The sequence below is a fragment of the Streptomyces sp. NPDC002403 genome, from assembly GCF_053593015.1.
Genome location: NZ_JBSFBQ010000001.1, coordinates 188,353 through 203,818, shown reverse-complemented (window position 1 = coordinate 203,818; position 15,466 = coordinate 188,353). Strand labels below are relative to the sequence as shown.

Below are 15,466 nucleotides of genomic sequence, written 5' to 3'. Positions count from 1 at the left end.
CCCCTTACAGCTTCATCAGGCTGGCGTCGTCGACCGAGGCCGAGTGGCGGGAACGGAACACCGACACGATGATCGCGAGCCCGACCACGACCTCGGCGGCGGCGACGACCATCGTGAAGAAGGCGATGATCTGGCCGTCGAGATTGCCGTGCATCCGGGAGAAGGTCACGAACGCGAGGTTGCAGGCGTTGAGCATCAGCTCCACGCACATGAACACCACGATCGCGTTCCGCCGGATCAGCACCCCGGCCGCACCGATGGTGAACAACAGCGCTGCGAGATAGAGGTAGTAGACCGGGTTCACTTGGCGACCTCCTCTTCTTCGTTGTCACGGCCGAGCCGCTCCTCGGAGCGTTGCTCCAGCGCCCTGAGCTGCTCCAGGGACTCGTTCGACACATCGCGGATCTGGCCGCGCTTGCGCAGCGTCTGCATGACGGTGAGCTCGGAGGGCGTACCGTCCGGGAGCAGGCCCGGGATGTCCACGGCGTTGTGCCGGGCGTAGACACCGGGGGCGGGCAGCGGCGGCAGCTGCTTTCCGCGTACGCGCTCCTCGGACATCTCCCGCTGGGTCCTGGCCCGTTCGGTGCGCTCCCGGTGGGTGAGCACCATCGCGCCGACCGTCGCCGTGATCAGCAGGGCGCCGGTGATCTCGAAGGCGAAGACGTACTTGGTGAAGATGAGGCTGGCCAGCCCCTCGACGTTCCCGCCGTGCTCGGTGTTGGCGGTGCCGAGTCCGTTGAAGCTGTTCAGCGAGGCGTTGCCGATGCCGGCGATGAGCAGGACGCCGAAGCCGAGCCCACAGCCGGCGGCCAGCCAGCGCTGCCCCTTCAGGGTCTCCTTCAGCGAGTCGGCCGCGGTGACACCGACGAGCATGACCACGAAGAGGAACAGCATCATGATCGCGCCGGTGTAGACGACGATCTGGACGATGCCCAGGAAATAGGCGCCGTTGGCGAGGTAGAACACCGCGAGGACGATCATGGTCCCGGCGAGGCTCAGCGCGCTGTGCACGGCCTTCTTCATCAGTACGGTGGACAGTGCGCCGATCACGGCGACGATCCCGAGCACCCAGAACTGGACGGCCTCACCGGTCGAGGTCTGGGAGGCCGCGGCGGCCAGGGCGGTCATGCGCCCACCTCCTGGGCCGAGCCGTTGTTCCCGCGGTGCGCGTCGTCCGGCTTCTCGCCCTTGGAGACGGCGGTCTGACGCTCCGTACCGGGGGCGGCCTCGGTGACCAGACCTCGGTAGTAGTCCTGTTCGTCCATCCCCGGGAAGATCGCGTGCGGGGTGTCGACCATGCCCTCCTCCAGGCCCGCGAGCAGCTCGTCCTTGGTGTAGATGAGGCTCTCGCGGGTGGTGTTGGCGAGCTCGAACTGATTGGTCATCGTCAGCGCCCGGGTCGGGCAGGCCTCGATGCACAGTCCGCAGAGAATGCAGCGCGCGTAATTGATCTGGTAGACCCGGCCGTAGCGCTCACCCGGGGAGTAGCGCTCCTCGTCGGTGTTGTCCGCGCCCTCGACGTAGATCGCGTCCGCCGGGCAGGCCCAGGCGCACAGCTCGCAGCCGATGCACTTCTCCAGCCCGTCCGGGTGACGGTTGAGCTGGTGCCGGCCGTGGAAGCGCGGCGCCGTCACCTTCGGCGTTTCCGGATACTGCTCGGTCAGCCGCTTCTTGAACATGGCCTTGAAGGTCACGCCGAAGCCGGCGACGGGGTTCTGGAACTTCTCCTCCGAGGATCCCGGGGACCCCGAGGACTCCGATGACTCAGACACCGTCGGCCTCCTTTCCGTCACTCGCGTGTTCGTCACTCTGAGTATCCGACCCGCCACTGACAACGAGCTCCCGCTCACCCCGCGGCCTGCGGCGCGGCACCGGCGGGAGGGTCTGTCCGGGCAGCGGCGGCACCGGGAACCCGCCCGCCATCGGGTCGAACGCCGGCTCCGGTCCGGCCTCCGCCTCGGCGGCCCGGCCCTTCTTGTCGCGGAAGATGTCGGCGACGAAGGAGATCAGCAGGATCGCGATCACGGCCCCGGCCACGTACAGCACGATCTTCGTGAAGTCGTAGCCCTCGTTGCGCAGCGCCCGCACCGTCGCGACCAGCATCAGCCAGACCACGGAGACCGGGATCAGGACCTTCCAGCCGAGCTTCATCAGCTGGTCGTAACGGACCCGGGGCAGCGTGCCGCGCAGCCAGATGAAGAAGAACAGCAGCAGCTGGACCTTGATGACGAACCAGAGCATCGGCCACCAGCCGTGGTTCGCGCCCTCCCAGAAGGTGCTGATCGGCCACGGGGCCCGCCAGCCGCCGAGGAACAGGGTCGTGGCGACCGCGGAGACGGTGACCATGTTGACGTACTCGGCGAGCATGAACATCGCGAACTTGATCGACGAGTACTCGGTGTTGAAGCCGCCGACCAGGTCGCCCTCGGACTCCGGCATGTCGAACGGTGCGCGGTTGGTCTCGCCGACCATCGTGACGATGTAGATGATGAAGGAGACCGGCAGCAGGACGATGAACCAGCGGTCCTGCTGCGCCTCCACGATCTTCGAGGTCGACATCGACCCGGAGTAGAGGAAGACCGAGGCGAACGCGGCGCCCATCGCGATCTCGTAGCTGATCATCTGCGCGCAGGAGCGCAGACCGCCGAGGAGCGGGTACGTCGAGCCGGACGACCAGCCGGCCAGCACGATGCCGTAGATCCCGACCGAGGCGACCGCGAGGATGTACAGCATCGCGATCGGCAGGTCGGTGAGCTGCATCGAGGTGCGGTGCCCGAAGATCGAGACCTCGTTGCCGGACGGGCCGAACGGGATCACCGCGATCGCCATGAACGCCGGGATGGCGGCGACGATCGGGGCAAGCACGTAGACGACCTTGTCGGCCCGCCTGACGATGACGTCTTCCTTCAGCATCAGCTTGATGCCGTCGGCGAGCGACTGGAGCATGCCCCAGGGGCCGTGCCGGTTGGGACCGATGCGCAGCTGCATCCAGGCGACGACCTTGCGCTCCCACACGATGGAGAAGAGCACGGTCACCATCAGGAACGCGAAGCAGAACACCGCCTTGATGACGACGAGCCACCACGGGTCGGTGCCGAACATCGACAGGTCCTCGGCGGCGAGCACGGCGCTGTGCGGTGCCGCGGCCAGTTGAGCGAAGGCACTCACGCCCCCACCTCCGGTGTGACGTCGGAAGTACCCGGTGCGGCGGGGCCGATCCGGACCGGACCGCCGGGCCGGGCGCCGGTGTCGGCCGGGACGCCCCGCCCGACGGAGTTCAGCGGCACCCAGACCACCCGGTCCGGCATGTCGGTGACCTTCAACGGGAATACGACGCTGCCCGCCGGGCCGGTGACGGCCAGCAGATCGCCGTCCTTCACGCCCGTCTCGGCCGCGGTGGCCGCGGACAGCCGGGCGACCGCGGCGTGCCGGGTGCCGGCCAGCGCCTCGTCGCCCTCCTGGAGCCGGCCCAGGTCGAGCAGCATCCGGTGGCCCGCGAGGATGGCCTCGCCGTCGCCGGGCCTGGGCAGCGGCTGCGCCGGCTCGTTCGGTTCGGTGGCGCGCGCCCCGCTCCAGCCGCCGAGCCGGTCCAGCTCACGGCGTACGGACTTCAGGTCCGGCAGCGCGAAGCGACCGGGGCCCTCGGCACCGGCGGTGCGGGCCATCGCGTCGGCCAGCATGTGCAGCACCCGGGCATCGCCCGGCGCGAGCGTGCGCGTCATCTGCTCGGGCTTCAGCGCCGCCTCGAACATCCTCGCCCTGCCCTCCCAGTTGAGGAAGGTGCCGGACTTCTCGGCCACCGCGGCGACCGGGAAGACCACATCGGCGCGCTCGGTGACCTCGCTCGGCCGCAGCTCCAGCGAGACCAGGAAGCCGACCTGGTCCAGGGCCTCCAGGGCCCGCGCCGGGTCCGGCAGGTCCACGGCCTCGACCCCGGCGACGACCAGCGCGCCCAGTTCGCCGGTGGCCGCGGCCTCGACGATCTGGCCGGTGTCGCGGCCGAAGCGGGACGGGAGTTCGGCGACGCCCCAGACGGCCGCCACCTCGTCCCTGGCCCGCGGGTCGGTCGCCGGGCGGCCGCCGGGCAGCAGAGACGGGAGCGCGCCCGCCTCCACCGCGCCGCGCTCGCCGGCCCGGCGCGGGATCCACACCAGCGCGGCACCGGTCGCGGTGGCCGTCCGTACCGCGGCGGTGAGCCCGCCCGGCACCGCGGCCAGCCGCTCGCCGACCACGATCACGGCGCCCTCGCCGCGCAGCGCCCCGGCCGTCGCGGCTCCGTCGCCCTCCAGCCCGACACCGCCCGCGATCGCGTCCAGCCACTCGGTCTCGGTGCCGGGGGCGGCGGGAAGCAGCGTGCCGCCCGCCTTCTCCAGGCCGCGGGTGGCGTGCGAGGCGATGGCGTAGGTGCGCTGTCCGTGCTTGCGGTTGGCCTTGCGCAGCCGCAGGAAGACGCCGGGCGCCTCCTCCTCCGACTCGAACCCGACGAGCAGCACCGTCGGGGCCTGCTCCAGCGAGGTGTACGTGACCCCCGCGCCGTCCAGGTCCCGGCCGCGCCCGGCGACGCGGGCGGCCAGGAAGTCGGCCTCCTCGCCGCTGTGGACCCTGGCCCGGAAGTCGATGTCGTTGGTGTCCAGCGCGACCCGGGCGAACTTGCTGTACGCGTAGGCGTCCTCGACGGTCAGCCGGCCGCCGGTGAGCACGCCGGTCCGGCCGCGCGCGGCACAGAGGCCGGCGGCCGCGGCGGCGAGCGCCTCGGGCCAGCTCGCCGGTTCCAGGACGCCGTCCGCGTTGCGCACCAGCGGGGTGGTGAGCCGGCCCGGCTGCTGCGCGTAGCGGAAGCCGAAGCGGCCCTTGTCGCAGACCCACTCCTCGTTGACCTCGGGGTCGTTGGCGGCGAGCCGCCGCATGACCTTGCCGCGCCGGTGGTCGGTGCGGGTCGCGCAGCCGCCCGCGCAGTGCTCGCAGACCGACGGCGAGGACACCAGGTCGAAGGGGCGGGAGCGGAAGCGGTAGGCCGCCGAGGTCAGCGCTCCGACCGGGCAGATCTGGATGGTGTTCCCGGAGAAGTACGACTCGAACGGGTCGCCCTCGCCGGTACCGACCTGCTGGAGCGCGCCGCGCTCGATCAGCTCGATCATCGGGTCGCCCGCCACCTGGTTGGAGAACCGGGTGCAGCGCGCGCAGAGCACGCACCGCTCCCGGTCCAGCAGCACCTGGGTGGAGATCGGGACGGGCTTCTCGTACGTGCGCTTCTTGCCGTCGAAGCGGGAGTCCGCGTCGCCGTGCGACATCGCCTGGTTCTGCAGCGGGCACTCGCCGCCCTTGTCGCAGACCGGGCAGTCCAGCGGGTGGTTGATGAGCAGCAGCTCCATCACACCCTTCTGGGCCTTCTCGGCGACCGGAGAGGTGAGCTGCGACTTCACCACCATGCCGTCGGTGCAGGTGATGGTGCAGGACGCCATCGGCTTGCGCTGGCCCTCGACCTCGACGATGCACTGCCGGCAGGCGCCGGCCGGGTCGAGGAGCGGGTGGTCGCAGAAGCGCGGGATCTCGATGCCGAGGAGTTCGGCGGCCCGGATGACCAGGGTGCCCTTGGGCACGCTGATCTCGATGCCGTCGATGGTCAGCGTGACCAGGTCCTCGGGCGGGATGGCCGCCTCGCCGCCCCCGGAGGGCGCACTCGTGGTGACTGTCATGCGTTCACCCCCTGGTGAGCGTTCTTGTCGTCGGCCCAGGCGGTCGACCTGGCGGGATCGAAGGGGCAGCCCTTGCCCGTGATGTGCTGCTCGTACTCCTCGCGGAAGTACTTCAGCGAGGAGAAGATCGGCGAGGCGGCGCCGTCGCCGAGGGCACAGAAGGACTTGCCGTTGATGTTGTCGGCGATGTCGTTCAGCTTGTCGAGGTCGGACATCTGTCCCTTGCCGGCCTCGATGTCGCGGAGCAGCTGGACCAGCCAGTAGGTGCCTTCGCGGCAGGGCGTGCACTTGCCGCAGGACTCGTGGGCGTAGAACTCGGTCCAGCGGGTGACGGCCCGCACGACGCAGGTCGTCTCGTCGAAGCACTGGAGCGCCTTGGTGCCGAGCATGGATCCGGCGGCGCCGACGCCCTCGTAGTCGAGCGGTACGTCAAGGTGCTCGTCGGTGAACATCGGGGTCGACGAGCCGCCCGGGGTCCAGAACTTCAGCCGGTGGCCGGGGCGCATGCCGCCGCTCATGTCGAGCAGTTGGCGCAGCGTGATGCCGAGCGGTGCCTCGTACTGGCCGGGGCCCGCGACGTGCCCGCTGAGCGAGTACAGCGTGAAGCCGGGAGACTTCTCGCTGCCCATCGACTTGAACCAGTCCTTGCCCCGGTTCAGGATCGCGGGAACCGAGGCGATGGACTCGACGTTGTTCACCACAGTGGGGCAGGCGTACAGACCGGCGACCGCGGGGAAGGGGGGTCGCAGCCGGGGCTGGCCACGCCGTCCTTCGAGAGAGTCGAGCAGCGCGGTTTCCTCACCACAGATGTACGCGCCGGCACCGGCGTGCACCGTGAGTTCCAGATCGAGCCCTGAGCCCAGGATGTTCGTCCCCAGATAGCCCGCCTCGTACGCCTCTCGTACGGCCTCGTGCAGACGTCGCAGCACGGGGACGACCTCACCGCGCAAGTAGATGAACGCGTGCGACGAACGGATCGCGTAACAGGCGATCACGATGCCCTCGATGAGGCTGTGCGGGTTGGCGAACAGGAGCGGGATGTCCTTGCAGGTGCCCGGTTCCGATTCGTCGGCGTTGACAACAAGATAGTGCGGTTTGCCGTCTCCCTGCGGGATGAACTGCCACTTCATCCCGGTGGGGAAGCCCGCGCCGCCCCGGCCGCGCAGACCGGAGTCCTTGACGTACGCGATGAGCTCGTCCGGCGCCATGGCGAGGGCCTTGCGCAGTCCCTCGTATCCCTCGTGGCGCCGGTAGGTCTCCAGGGTCCAGGACTCCGGCTGGTCCCAGAAGGCGGAGAGGACGGGGGCGAGCAGCTTCTCGGGGCTGTCCCCGTTGCCGCCTCCGTTGTCGTTGATCTCGGTCGTCAACGTCATCACTCCCCCTCCTCGGCGTGCGGGCGTTCGCCGCGCGGGGCGACGACGCGCGGGTGCGGCTCCTCGCCCTTGGCGAGCCGGAGTCCGATCAGCGAGGCGGGGCCAGCGCCGCCGGAGGCCTCGACGGCACCGGGGCGCTCGTCGGGGAAGCCGGCCAGGATCCGGGCGGTCTCCTTGTACGAGCAGAGCGGGGCGCCGCGGGTGGGTTCGACGGTGCGCCCGGCGATCAGGTCGTCGACCATGCGGGTCGCGCTCTCGGGCGTCTGGTTGTCGAAGAACTCCCAGTTGACCATCACCACGGGGGCGAAGTCGCAGGCCGCGTTGCACTCGATGTGTTCGAGGGTGATCTTCCCGTCCTCGGTCGTCTCGTCGTTGCCGACGCCGAGGTGCTCCTTGAGCCGGTCGAAGATGGCGTCGCCGCCCATCACCGCGCACAGCGTGTTGGTGCAGACACCGACCTGGTAGTCGCCGCCGGCCCTGCGCCGGTACATCGTGTAGAAGGTGGCGACCGCGGTGACCTCGGCGGTGGTGAGGCCGAGCAGCTCGGCGCAGAACGCCATGCCCGTACGGGAGACGTAGCCCTCCTCGGACTGCACCAGGTGCAGCAGCGGCAGCAGGGCGGAGCGGCTGTCGGGGTAGCGGGCGATCACCTCCTTCGCGTCCGCTTCGAGCCTGGCGCGCACCTCGGCCGGGTAGGCGGGGGCGGGGAGCTGCGGCATCCCCAGACTGACTTCCTGACGTGCTTCGGTCACCGGTCGACGCCTCCCATCACGGGGTCGATGGACGCGACGGCGACGATGACGTCGGCGACCTGGCCGCCCTCGCACATCGCCGCCATGGCCTGAAGGTTGGTGAAGGACGGGTCGCGGAAGTGGACCCGGTAGGGGCGGGTGCCGCCGTCGGAGACGACGTGCACGCCGAGTTCGCCCTTGGGCGACTCGACCGCGGTGTACACCTGTCCGGCCGGGACCCGGAAGCCCTCGGTCACCAGCTTGAAGTGGTGGATCAGGGCCTCCATGGAGGTGCCCATGATCTTCTTGATGTGGTCGAGCGAGTTGCCGAGGCCGTCGGGGCCGAGCGCGAGCTGGGCGGGCCAGGCGATCTTCTTGTCGGCGACCATCACCGGGCCGGGGGCGAGCCGGTCGATGCACTGCTCGACGATCCGCAGCGACTGGCGCATCTCCTCCAGGCGGACGAGGAAGCGGCCGTAGGCGTCGCAGCTGTCGGCGGTGGGGACGTCGAACTCGTAGTTCTCGTACCCGCAGTACGGGTCGGTCTTGCGCAGGTCGTGCGGGAGTCCGGCGGAGCGCAGGATCGGGCCGGTGGCACCGAGGGCCATGCAGCCGGTCAGGTCGAGGTAGCCGACGTCCTGCATGCGGGCCTTGAAGATGGGGTTGCCGGTGGCGAGCTTGTCGTACTCCGGCAGGTTCTTCTTCATGGTCTTCACGAACTCGCGCAGCTGGTCGATCGCGCCGGGCGGCAGGTCCTGGGCGAGTCCGCCGGGGCGGATGAACGCGTGGTTCATGCGCAGGCCGGTGATCAGCTCGAAGAGGTCGAGAACGAGTTCACGATCACGGAAGCCGTAGATCATGATCGTGGTGGCGCCGAGCTCCATGCCGCCGGTGGCGATGCACACCAGGTGCGAGGAGATCCGGTTGAGCTCCATCAGGAGCACACGCAGGATGCTGGCCCGGTCGGGGATCTGGTCCTCGATGCCGAGGAGCTTCTCGACGCCGAGGCAGTACGCCGCCTCGTTGAAGAAGGGCGTCAGGTAGTCCATGCGCGTGACGAAGGTGGTGCCCTGCGTCCAGTTCCGGAATTCGAGGTTCTTCTCGATGCCGGTGTGGAGGTAGCCGATGCCGCAGCGGGCCTCGGTGACGGTCTCGCCGTCGATCTCCAGGATCAGCCGCAGAACACCGTGCGTGGACGGGTGCTGGGGGCCCATGTTGACAATGATGCGCTCGTCGTCGGACTTGACCGCGGACTCGACGACCTCGTCCCAGTCACCGCCGGTGACTGTATATACAGTCCCCTCGGTCGTCGCCCGGGCATCCGAAAGGGGCGTCCCGGAGGGACTCGCTGAGGGGTGGTGGCCGGGCGACGGGTGGGAGTGGGGAGTAGACATCAGGAGTACGACCTCCGCTGGTCCGGAGCCGGGATCTGGGCGCCCTTGTACTCGACGGCGATGCCGCCGAGCGGGTAGTCCTTGCGCTGCGGGAAGCCCTGCCAGTCGTCCGGCATCATGATCCGGGTGAGGGCGGGGTGCCCGTCGAAGACGAGCCCGAAGAAGTCGTAGGCCTCGCGCTCGTGCCAGTCGTTGGTCGGGTAGACCGCGACGAGGGACGGGATGTGCGGATCGCTGTCCGGGACCGACACCTCCAGGCGGATCAGCCGGCCGTGCGTGAGCGAGCGCAGGTGGTAGACGGCGTGCAGCTCGCGGCCCTTGTCGCCGAGGAAGTGGACGCCGCTCACCCCCGTGCAGAGCTCGAAGCGCAGCGCCGGGTCGTCGCGCAGCGTCCGGGCGACCCGGACGAGGTGCTCGCGGGCGATGTGGAAGGTGAGCTCGCCGCGGTCGACGACGGTCTTCTCGATGGCGTTCCCGGGAAGCAGGTCCTGCTCCTCCAGGGCCCCTTCGAGCTCGTCGGCGACCTCGTCGAACCAGCCGCCGTACGGACGGGACGTGGCGCCCGGCAGGGTCACGGTGCGGACGAGGCCGCCGTAGCCGGAGGTGTCACCGCCGTTGTCGGCGCCGAACATGCCCTTGCGTACGCCGATGATCTCGCCGGTGTCCGCGCGCGGGGCGGGCACAGCGTTGTCGTTGCTCTGTTCGTCGTGATTGTCGTTCCCGCTCATCGCAGCAGCCCCTTCATCTCGATCAGGGGCAGTGCCTTGAGTGCCGCGTCCTCCGCCTCGCGGGCGGCCTCCTCCGCGTTGACCCCGAGCTTGGAGCCCTGGATCTTCTGGTGGAGCTTGAGGATCGCGTCCATCAGCATCTCGGGCCGCGGCGGACAACCGGGCAAATAGATGTCAACCGGAACAATATGATCAACACCCTGAACAATGGCGTAATTATTGAACATTCCGCCCGATGACGCGCAAACCCCCATGGAGATGACCCACTTGGGGTTGGGCATCTGGTCGTAGACCTGCCGCAGGACGGGAGCCATCTTCTGGCTGACCCGTCCTGCCACGATCATCAGATCCGCCTGCCGCGGCGATCCGCGGAAGACCTCCATCCCGAAACGGGCCAGGTCGTAACGCCCGGCCCCGGTCGTCATCATCTCGATGGCGCAACAGGCGAGGCCGAAGGTGGCCGGGAAGACGGAGGACTTCCGTACCCAGCCGGCGGCCTGCTCGACAGTGGTCAGCACGAAGCCGCTGGGCAGCTTCTCTTCGAGTCCCATGGTGTGCCCCTCAGCCCCTCAGTCCCATTCCAGGCCGCCGCGACGCCACACATAGGCGTAGGCGACGAAGACGGTGAGCACGAAGAGCAGCATCTCCACGAGCCCGAAGATCCCCAGGGCGTCGAAGGTGACCGCCCAGGGATAGAGGAAGACGATCTCGATGTCGAAGACGATGAAGAGCATCGCCGTCAGGTAGTACTTGATGGGGAAGCGGCCGCCTCCGGCCGGAGTGGGTGTGGGTTCGATACCGCACTCGTACGCTTCGAGCTTTGCCCGGTTGTACCGCTTGGGGCCGATAAGCGTGGCCATGACCACGGAGAAGATCGCAAACCCTGCCCCGAGGGCGCCGAGCACGAGGATGGGCGCGTAGGCATTCACGCTCCTCGCTCCTTCCAGTCGTCCTTGACCGTTGGACCGCATCGGGCGACCGGCTCACCACCCCACCAAGATCGTGCACATGTGAGGCAGTTCACAAGCCCGACTGCCCCGCATCCTATGCCCGCCGTCCTGTGATCTGCGACACGGGGTACGACAACGTCTTTGTGATCTCCACCACCTGACGAAGGATCATGAAGTCGGATGAGCGGTGATCTTCACACGCGAAGCGGCCGAGTGATCACGAGACGTGACATCCGATGCCGTTACCGCTGGTCAAACGGCTGTTGCCCTATCAAGAGATGGCCATACCAAGCAAATTGGCGATGGACATCCCGGGGTGATAAAGGATCTTCCACTCCTGACCCCGATCGACCGCCCACCGGCCGCCCCGCCCCCGCCCGGGCCGCTCGAACCTCACCCGGGAGAGGGGGTCGCGAGGAGCGAAGTGGACATGCATGAACATTTGCGATCAATCAACTGAACGGGACATCTCACCTCGCCCGTCGCCGCATTGGACGCATGGCGCATAACCGACCCCCACGCGGCGACCACACTGTGACCTGCGTCACTTCATCAAGGCCCCAACAAAAGCGGGCTTGGCCATCGGTGTGAACGGATGGTAAGCGGCGGGCAATTCGGGCGTAATGCCGAAAGCCCGTGATCACAGCGGTGATCGGGCATGCCCGTTTTGCCCGTTACGGCGTCAATAAGGGTCCCCGGAAAGCGGATTCACAGATTCCGTACGTAACTGTGTCGCAACACACGTTTCTTGATGGGAGCCCCAGGGCCCTGATAGCGCTAGTACTCATGTCCCACACCGCTCACATACCCAGCCACCGGAAGCCCCGCCGAAACGCCTCGAAGACGGCGCTGCGGGCCGGAGTTGCCGGTGGCGTCCTCAGCACCATCGCGGTCGCAGGCGCTGCCGGTCCGGCCCAGGCCGAGCCGGTGACCCAGACCATCGAGATGCCCACCATCACCTCCGGGCTCTCCACCGCCGTCGCCGCGTCCGCCCAGGCCACGCAGCAGGTCGCCCAGGACCTGCAGACGCAGGCCCAGGAGGACGCCGCAGCCTCCACCGCGGCCAAGGCCGCCAAGAAGGCCAAGGCCGAGGCGGTCCGCAAGGCAGAGGCCAAGAAGAAGGCGGAGGCGGCCGCCAAGGCCAAGGCGGAGGCCGCCGAGCGCGCTTCCCGCTCCACCGCCCGTACGACGCTCAGCGCGACCTCCGGCTCCAGCGCCGGCACGGCCGTGTCCGCCTCGTCCTCCTCGTCGAGCGCGACCGGCTCCGCAGCGGCCGTCATCGCCTTCGCGCAGGCCCAGGTCGGCGACGCGTACGTGCCCGGCGGCACCGGCCCCAACTCGTGGGACTGCTCCGGCCTCGTCCAGGCCGCGTTCCGTTCGGTCAACATCGACCTGCCGCGCGTCTCCCAGTCCCAGTCGACCGCCGGCACCCAGGTCTCCCTGAGCAACCTCCAGCCGGGCGACATCCTGTACTGGGGCGGCGCGGGCAGCGCGTACCACGTCGGGATCTACGTGGGCAACGGCCAGTTCGTCGGTGCGCAGAACTCCAGCACCGGTGTGGTGCAGCGCCCGCTGTCCTACGACCCGCCGTCGGGCGCGGTCCGCGTTCTCTGATTCACAAGCGCCTTCGCGGCGCGCGGCGAAGGGCCGTCACTCCCCCGCTCGGGAGCGACGGCCCTTCGCCGTTCCCGGTCCCGCCGGAGCTCCGGCGGAAAACCGACGTCACCCCCGGCCGGCGGCGTTGACGTCGCGAACCTGCCGGACACCGTCCACCGCCGCTTGTGAACTGGGGCGAACAGCCCTCGCGTCACCGAGCACAGGACGGCACCCGCCATGACCACCCCCGCGGCCCTCACCCCCTCCGAACGCACGGCCCTCCCTGCCCGCACCCCCTTACGCGGCCGGCTCGCCGTCGTCTCCGTGATGCTGGGCATCTTCTCGATCGTCACCACCGAGATCCTGCCCATCGGCCTGCTCACATCGATCGGGTCCGACTTCGCCGTCTCGGACGGCACGGCGGGCCTGATGATGACCATGCCCGGACTGCTCGCGGCGGTCTCCGCCCCCTTGGTCACCGTGGCGACGGCGCGTGTCGACCGGCGTGTGATGCTCTGCGCCTTCATGCTCCTGCTGGCCCTGGCCGACTTCCTCGTCGCCGCCGCGACCGACTACCGCGTCGTCCTGGTCTCCCGGGTGCTGGTCGGGGTCACCATCGGCGGCTTCTGGTCCATCGGGGCCGGGCTGGCCGGCCGGCTGGTCCGCCCGGCGTCGGTCGGCCGGGCGACAGCGGTGATCTTCTCGGCCGTCCCGCTGGGCTCCGTGCTCGGCGTACCCGCCGGTACGTTCATCGGCGGCCTGGCCGGCTGGCGGACGGCCTTCGTGGTCCTTGGCGTGCTGAGCGTGGCCGTACTCGCCCTGATGCTCCTGGTGGTTCCGCCCCTGCCGCCCGCACAGGTCACCCGCGCGAGCCTGCTGGGCACGGTGCTCGACCGGCCCGGCACCCGGTTCGCCCTGCTCCTCACCTTCCTCATCGTTCTGTCCCATTTCGCGACGTACACCTATGTCACCCCCTTCCTGAAGCAGGTCACCCACGCCGGTCCGACGCTGATCACGGTGTTCCTGCTGGTCTACGGGGCCGCCGGGATCGTCGGCAACTTCGTCGGCGGCGCGCTGGTGACGCGTCGCCCTCGCGCCGCGGTCTCCCTCGCCGCGGGCCTGATCGCCGCCGCGACCGCCCTGCTCCCGGTCCTGGGCAGGTGGGATGCCGGAGCCGTCGCGCTGCTGATCGTCTGGGGCGTCGCCTACGGTGCGGTGCCGGTCTGCTCGCAGGCCTGGTTCGCCAGGGCCGCGCCCGAAGCGCCCGAGGCGGCGTCCGTCCTGTTCACCTCGTCGTTCCAGGCCACCTTCGCCCTCGGCGCCCTGGCGGGCGGAGCCGTCGTCGACCACGTGTCCGTGTCGGCGGTCATGCCGCTCGGCGGCGCGGTCGCGGCTCTGGTGCTGGTCGCGGTGGCGGTGGCGGGGCCACGCTCCGGGCGCCTCGGCGTCCGGGGGCGGCGAAGGTGAACCACACGGTCCTCAGGTGCGGCGACCGCACCGCGTGCCGTGGTGGGGTTCTCCCCACCACGGCACGCGGTGCTGGCACCCCGATGAATTCGGGGGACCGCTTTACTGCCCGAATCGTCTGCTGACCGCACGATGATTACATGCAGCAGACGCAGGCTCATTCGCCCGTTCGCGGTCGTGATCCATTCATAGACATCATCAGAGCGCTATGTGTGCTGGCCGTGATTTCCCAGCACTGGCTCATGCCCGTACTGGCCTATGAGAACGGCCATTTGAGCACCGGCAATGCGCTCGCGAGCCCCGGCTGGTGGATTGTCACATGGCTGACGCAGGTCATGCCCATGGTTTTCTTCGCCGGCGGAGCCGCCAATTTCTTCTCGTTCCGATCGGCGAAATCGGCACGCACCTGGCTCCGGAGCCGAATTGCGCGTCTCCTGGTGCCGGTCGTACCCCTGGCAGCCGTGTGGCTGCTGCTGCCCCACGTGTTGATCGGCGCGGGAGTACCCCAGCAGCCGGTGCTGATGGCGGGCAAGATAGCCGGGCAGTTGCTCTGGTTCCTCGCCGTCTATGTCCTCGTGGTCGCGCTCACGCCGCTGATGTACACGTGGTACCGCCGGTACGGATGGCGCGTGATCAGCGTACTCGCCGTCTGCGCCCTGGCCGTCGACGTGCTGCGCTTCGAGGTCGGCCCCGCGATCGGTTTCCTGAACGCCCTGTTCGTCTGGTTGGCGGCCCACCAGTTCGGCTTCCACTACGCCGACGGCGGCCTGCGCATGCGGAGCGGGTGGACATCGGCGGGCCTGGCCGCGGTCGGCTTCGGACTCACCGCGGCGGCCGTGTTCTTCGGGCCCTACCCGGCATCCATGATCGGAATGCCCGGGGCCCCGGTCTCCAACATGAGCCCTCCGACCGCGCTGATGCTGTCGCTGACCATCGGCCAGCTCGGACTCTGGCTGACCCTCAAACCGGTACTCACGCGGTTCGCCGAACTCCCCTTCGCTACCGGCTTTCTGCAATGGTGCGGAGCCCGTTTCATGACCCTGTACCTCTGGCACATGCCCGCGCTCGTGATGACTGCGGGAATCGCAATTGTCGGACTCGGCTTCGCGACACCGGAACCCGGCAGCCCGATGTGGCTCGCGGTGGCACCGCTGTGGGTCGGCGTTTCGGGAATCTTCCTGCTGTGCTTCACCAGGATTTTCGGCAGGTTCGAATTCCGTCGCCATTCCCGTGCGGCATCGGAAATGAGCCTCGGCAAGGTCGTTCTCGCGGCGGTGCTTTCCGCCGGCGGCCTCCTCGGACTTGCCGCGCAGGGGTTCATCTCCCCCGGAAACCCGCTCGGCCCGGTGCTCTGGGTGCTGCTGGTGGTGGCCGGCCTGCTCGTCGTACGGGAGAAGAACACACAGGAGAAGAACGCCCCGAAGGCCGTTGTCGTACAAGGTGCTCGCACCGTGCCCGTCCAGTCGGCCGCACGCCGTGAAGGTGCCCGGGTCCTCTCCCGGCAGGGCAGCTGATGTGGACCTGCGCGGGT

General features: G+C 69.0%; 14 protein-coding genes. 3 read left to right on the top strand and 11 right to left on the bottom strand.

Annotation, left to right across the window (positions count from 1 at the left end; all coding sequences use genetic code 11):
* Window positions 1-4: 4 nt before the first annotated feature.
* Genes nuoK through ACWCPY_RS00905 form a run of 11 tightly spaced genes read right to left on the bottom strand, consistent with a single transcriptional unit; the run spans window position 5 to window position 10,851 of the window.
* The gene (gene nuoK, locus ACWCPY_RS00955; RefSeq protein ID WP_072485616.1) at window positions 5-304 is read right to left on the bottom strand and encodes an NADH-quinone oxidoreductase subunit NuoK; all 300 of its coding nucleotides are present in this window, start codon (window positions 302-304) and stop codon (window positions 5-7) included.
* Window positions 301-1,128 carry an NADH-quinone oxidoreductase subunit J gene (locus ACWCPY_RS00950; protein ID WP_403766634.1) on the bottom strand — a complete coding sequence of 276 codons (828 nt, stop codon included), beginning with the start codon at window positions 1,126-1,128 and terminating at the stop codon, window positions 301-303. Before ACWCPY_RS00950 ends, nuoK begins: the two co-directional genes overlap by 4 nt.
* Window positions 1,125-1,772, bottom strand: coding sequence for an NADH-quinone oxidoreductase subunit NuoI (gene nuoI, locus ACWCPY_RS00945; RefSeq protein WP_451262188.1), 648 nt, complete (start codon window positions 1,770-1,772; stop codon window positions 1,125-1,127). Before nuoI ends, ACWCPY_RS00950 begins: the two co-directional genes overlap by 4 nt.
* The gene (gene nuoH, locus ACWCPY_RS00940) at window positions 1,765-3,168 is read right to left on the bottom strand and encodes an NADH-quinone oxidoreductase subunit NuoH (RefSeq protein WP_451262187.1); all 1,404 of its coding nucleotides are present in this window, start codon (window positions 3,166-3,168) and stop codon (window positions 1,765-1,767) included. Before nuoH ends, nuoI begins: the two co-directional genes overlap by 8 nt.
* On the bottom strand, window positions 3,165-5,696 hold the full coding sequence (locus ACWCPY_RS00935; protein ID WP_451262186.1) for an NADH-quinone oxidoreductase subunit G: 2,532 nt from the start codon (window positions 5,694-5,696) through the stop codon (window positions 3,165-3,167). The genes nuoH and ACWCPY_RS00935 overlap by 4 nt, the downstream gene beginning before the upstream one ends.
* Window positions 5,693-7,069, bottom strand: a complete 1,377-nt coding sequence (nuoF, locus tag ACWCPY_RS00930) for an NADH-quinone oxidoreductase subunit NuoF (RefSeq protein ID WP_451262185.1) — start codon at window positions 7,067-7,069, stop codon at window positions 5,693-5,695. The genes ACWCPY_RS00935 and nuoF overlap by 4 nt, the downstream gene beginning before the upstream one ends.
* Window positions 7,069-7,788, bottom strand: coding sequence for an NADH-quinone oxidoreductase subunit NuoE (nuoE, locus tag ACWCPY_RS00925; protein ID WP_451262398.1), 720 nt, complete (start codon window positions 7,786-7,788; stop codon window positions 7,069-7,071). The genes nuoF and nuoE overlap by 1 nt, the downstream gene beginning before the upstream one ends.
* Window positions 7,789-7,817: 29 nt before the next feature.
* Window positions 7,818-9,194 carry an NADH-quinone oxidoreductase subunit D gene (locus tag ACWCPY_RS00920; protein ID WP_451262184.1) on the bottom strand — a complete coding sequence of 459 codons (1,377 nt, stop codon included), beginning with the start codon at window positions 9,192-9,194 and terminating at the stop codon, window positions 7,818-7,820.
* Window positions 9,194-9,922, bottom strand: coding sequence for an NADH-quinone oxidoreductase subunit C (locus tag ACWCPY_RS00915; RefSeq protein WP_451262183.1), 729 nt, complete (start codon window positions 9,920-9,922; stop codon window positions 9,194-9,196). The genes ACWCPY_RS00920 and ACWCPY_RS00915 overlap by 1 nt, the downstream gene beginning before the upstream one ends.
* Entirely contained in the window at window positions 9,919-10,473 is a 555-nt protein-coding gene (locus ACWCPY_RS00910) for a NuoB/complex I 20 kDa subunit family protein (RefSeq protein ID WP_030926341.1), read from the bottom strand. The genes ACWCPY_RS00915 and ACWCPY_RS00910 overlap by 4 nt, the downstream gene beginning before the upstream one ends.
* Window positions 10,474-10,491: 18 nt before the next feature.
* The gene (locus ACWCPY_RS00905; protein ID WP_003992243.1) at window positions 10,492-10,851 is read right to left on the bottom strand and encodes an NADH-quinone oxidoreductase subunit A; all 360 of its coding nucleotides are present in this window, start codon (window positions 10,849-10,851) and stop codon (window positions 10,492-10,494) included.
* An 807-nt stretch (window positions 10,852-11,658) separates the two neighbouring features.
* Between ACWCPY_RS00905 and ACWCPY_RS00900 the strand changes: the two genes are divergently transcribed.
* The 3 genes from ACWCPY_RS00900 (at window position 11,659) to ACWCPY_RS00890 (ending at window position 15,449) form a co-directional block, all read left to right on the top strand.
* Entirely contained in the window at window positions 11,659-12,486 is an 828-nt protein-coding gene (locus ACWCPY_RS00900; protein WP_451262182.1) for a C40 family peptidase, read from the top strand.
* A 219-nt stretch (window positions 12,487-12,705) separates the two neighbouring features.
* Entirely contained in the window at window positions 12,706-13,935 is a 1,230-nt protein-coding gene (locus ACWCPY_RS00895) for an MFS transporter (RefSeq protein WP_451262181.1), read from the top strand.
* Window positions 13,936-14,075: 140 nt separating this feature from the next.
* Complete coding sequence (locus tag ACWCPY_RS00890; protein WP_451262180.1) at window positions 14,076-15,449, top strand: acyltransferase family protein; 1,374 nt, start codon at window positions 14,076-14,078, stop codon at window positions 15,447-15,449.
* The last annotated feature ends 17 nt before the right edge of the window (window positions 15,450-15,466 follow it).

What these genes read in the sequence shown, in the direction of transcription:
- ACWCPY_RS00950 (WP_403766634.1), bottom strand. Translation starts at nt 1,128, where the DNA reads ATGACCGCCCTGGCCGCCGCGGCCTCCCAGACCTCGACCGGTGAGGCC.
- ACWCPY_RS00935 (WP_451262186.1), bottom strand. Translation starts at nt 5,696, where the DNA reads ATGACAGTCACCACGAGTGCGCCCTCCGGGGGCGGCGAGGCGGCCATC.
- nuoF (WP_451262185.1), bottom strand. Translation starts at nt 7,069, where the DNA reads ATGACGTTGACGACCGAGATCAACGACAACGGAGGCGGCAACGGGGAC.
- nuoE (WP_451262398.1), bottom strand. Translation starts at nt 7,788, where the DNA reads ATGCCGCAGCTCCCCGCCCCCGCCTACCCGGCCGAGGTGCGCGCCAGG.
- ACWCPY_RS00920 (WP_451262184.1), bottom strand. Translation starts at nt 9,194, where the DNA reads ATGTCTACTCCCCACTCCCACCCGTCGCCCGGCCACCACCCCTCAGCG.
- ACWCPY_RS00915 (WP_451262183.1), bottom strand. Translation starts at nt 9,922, where the DNA reads ATGAGCGGGAACGACAATCACGACGAACAGAGCAACGACAACGCTGTG.
- ACWCPY_RS00910 (WP_030926341.1), bottom strand. Translation starts at nt 10,473, where the DNA reads ATGGGACTCGAAGAGAAGCTGCCCAGCGGCTTCGTGCTGACCACTGTC.
- ACWCPY_RS00900 (WP_451262182.1), top strand. Translation starts at nt 11,659, where the DNA reads ATGTCCCACACCGCTCACATACCCAGCCACCGGAAGCCCCGCCGAAAC.
- ACWCPY_RS00895 (WP_451262181.1), top strand. Translation starts at nt 12,706, where the DNA reads ATGACCACCCCCGCGGCCCTCACCCCCTCCGAACGCACGGCCCTCCCT.
- ACWCPY_RS00890 (WP_451262180.1), top strand. Translation starts at nt 14,076, where the DNA reads ATGCAGCAGACGCAGGCTCATTCGCCCGTTCGCGGTCGTGATCCATTC.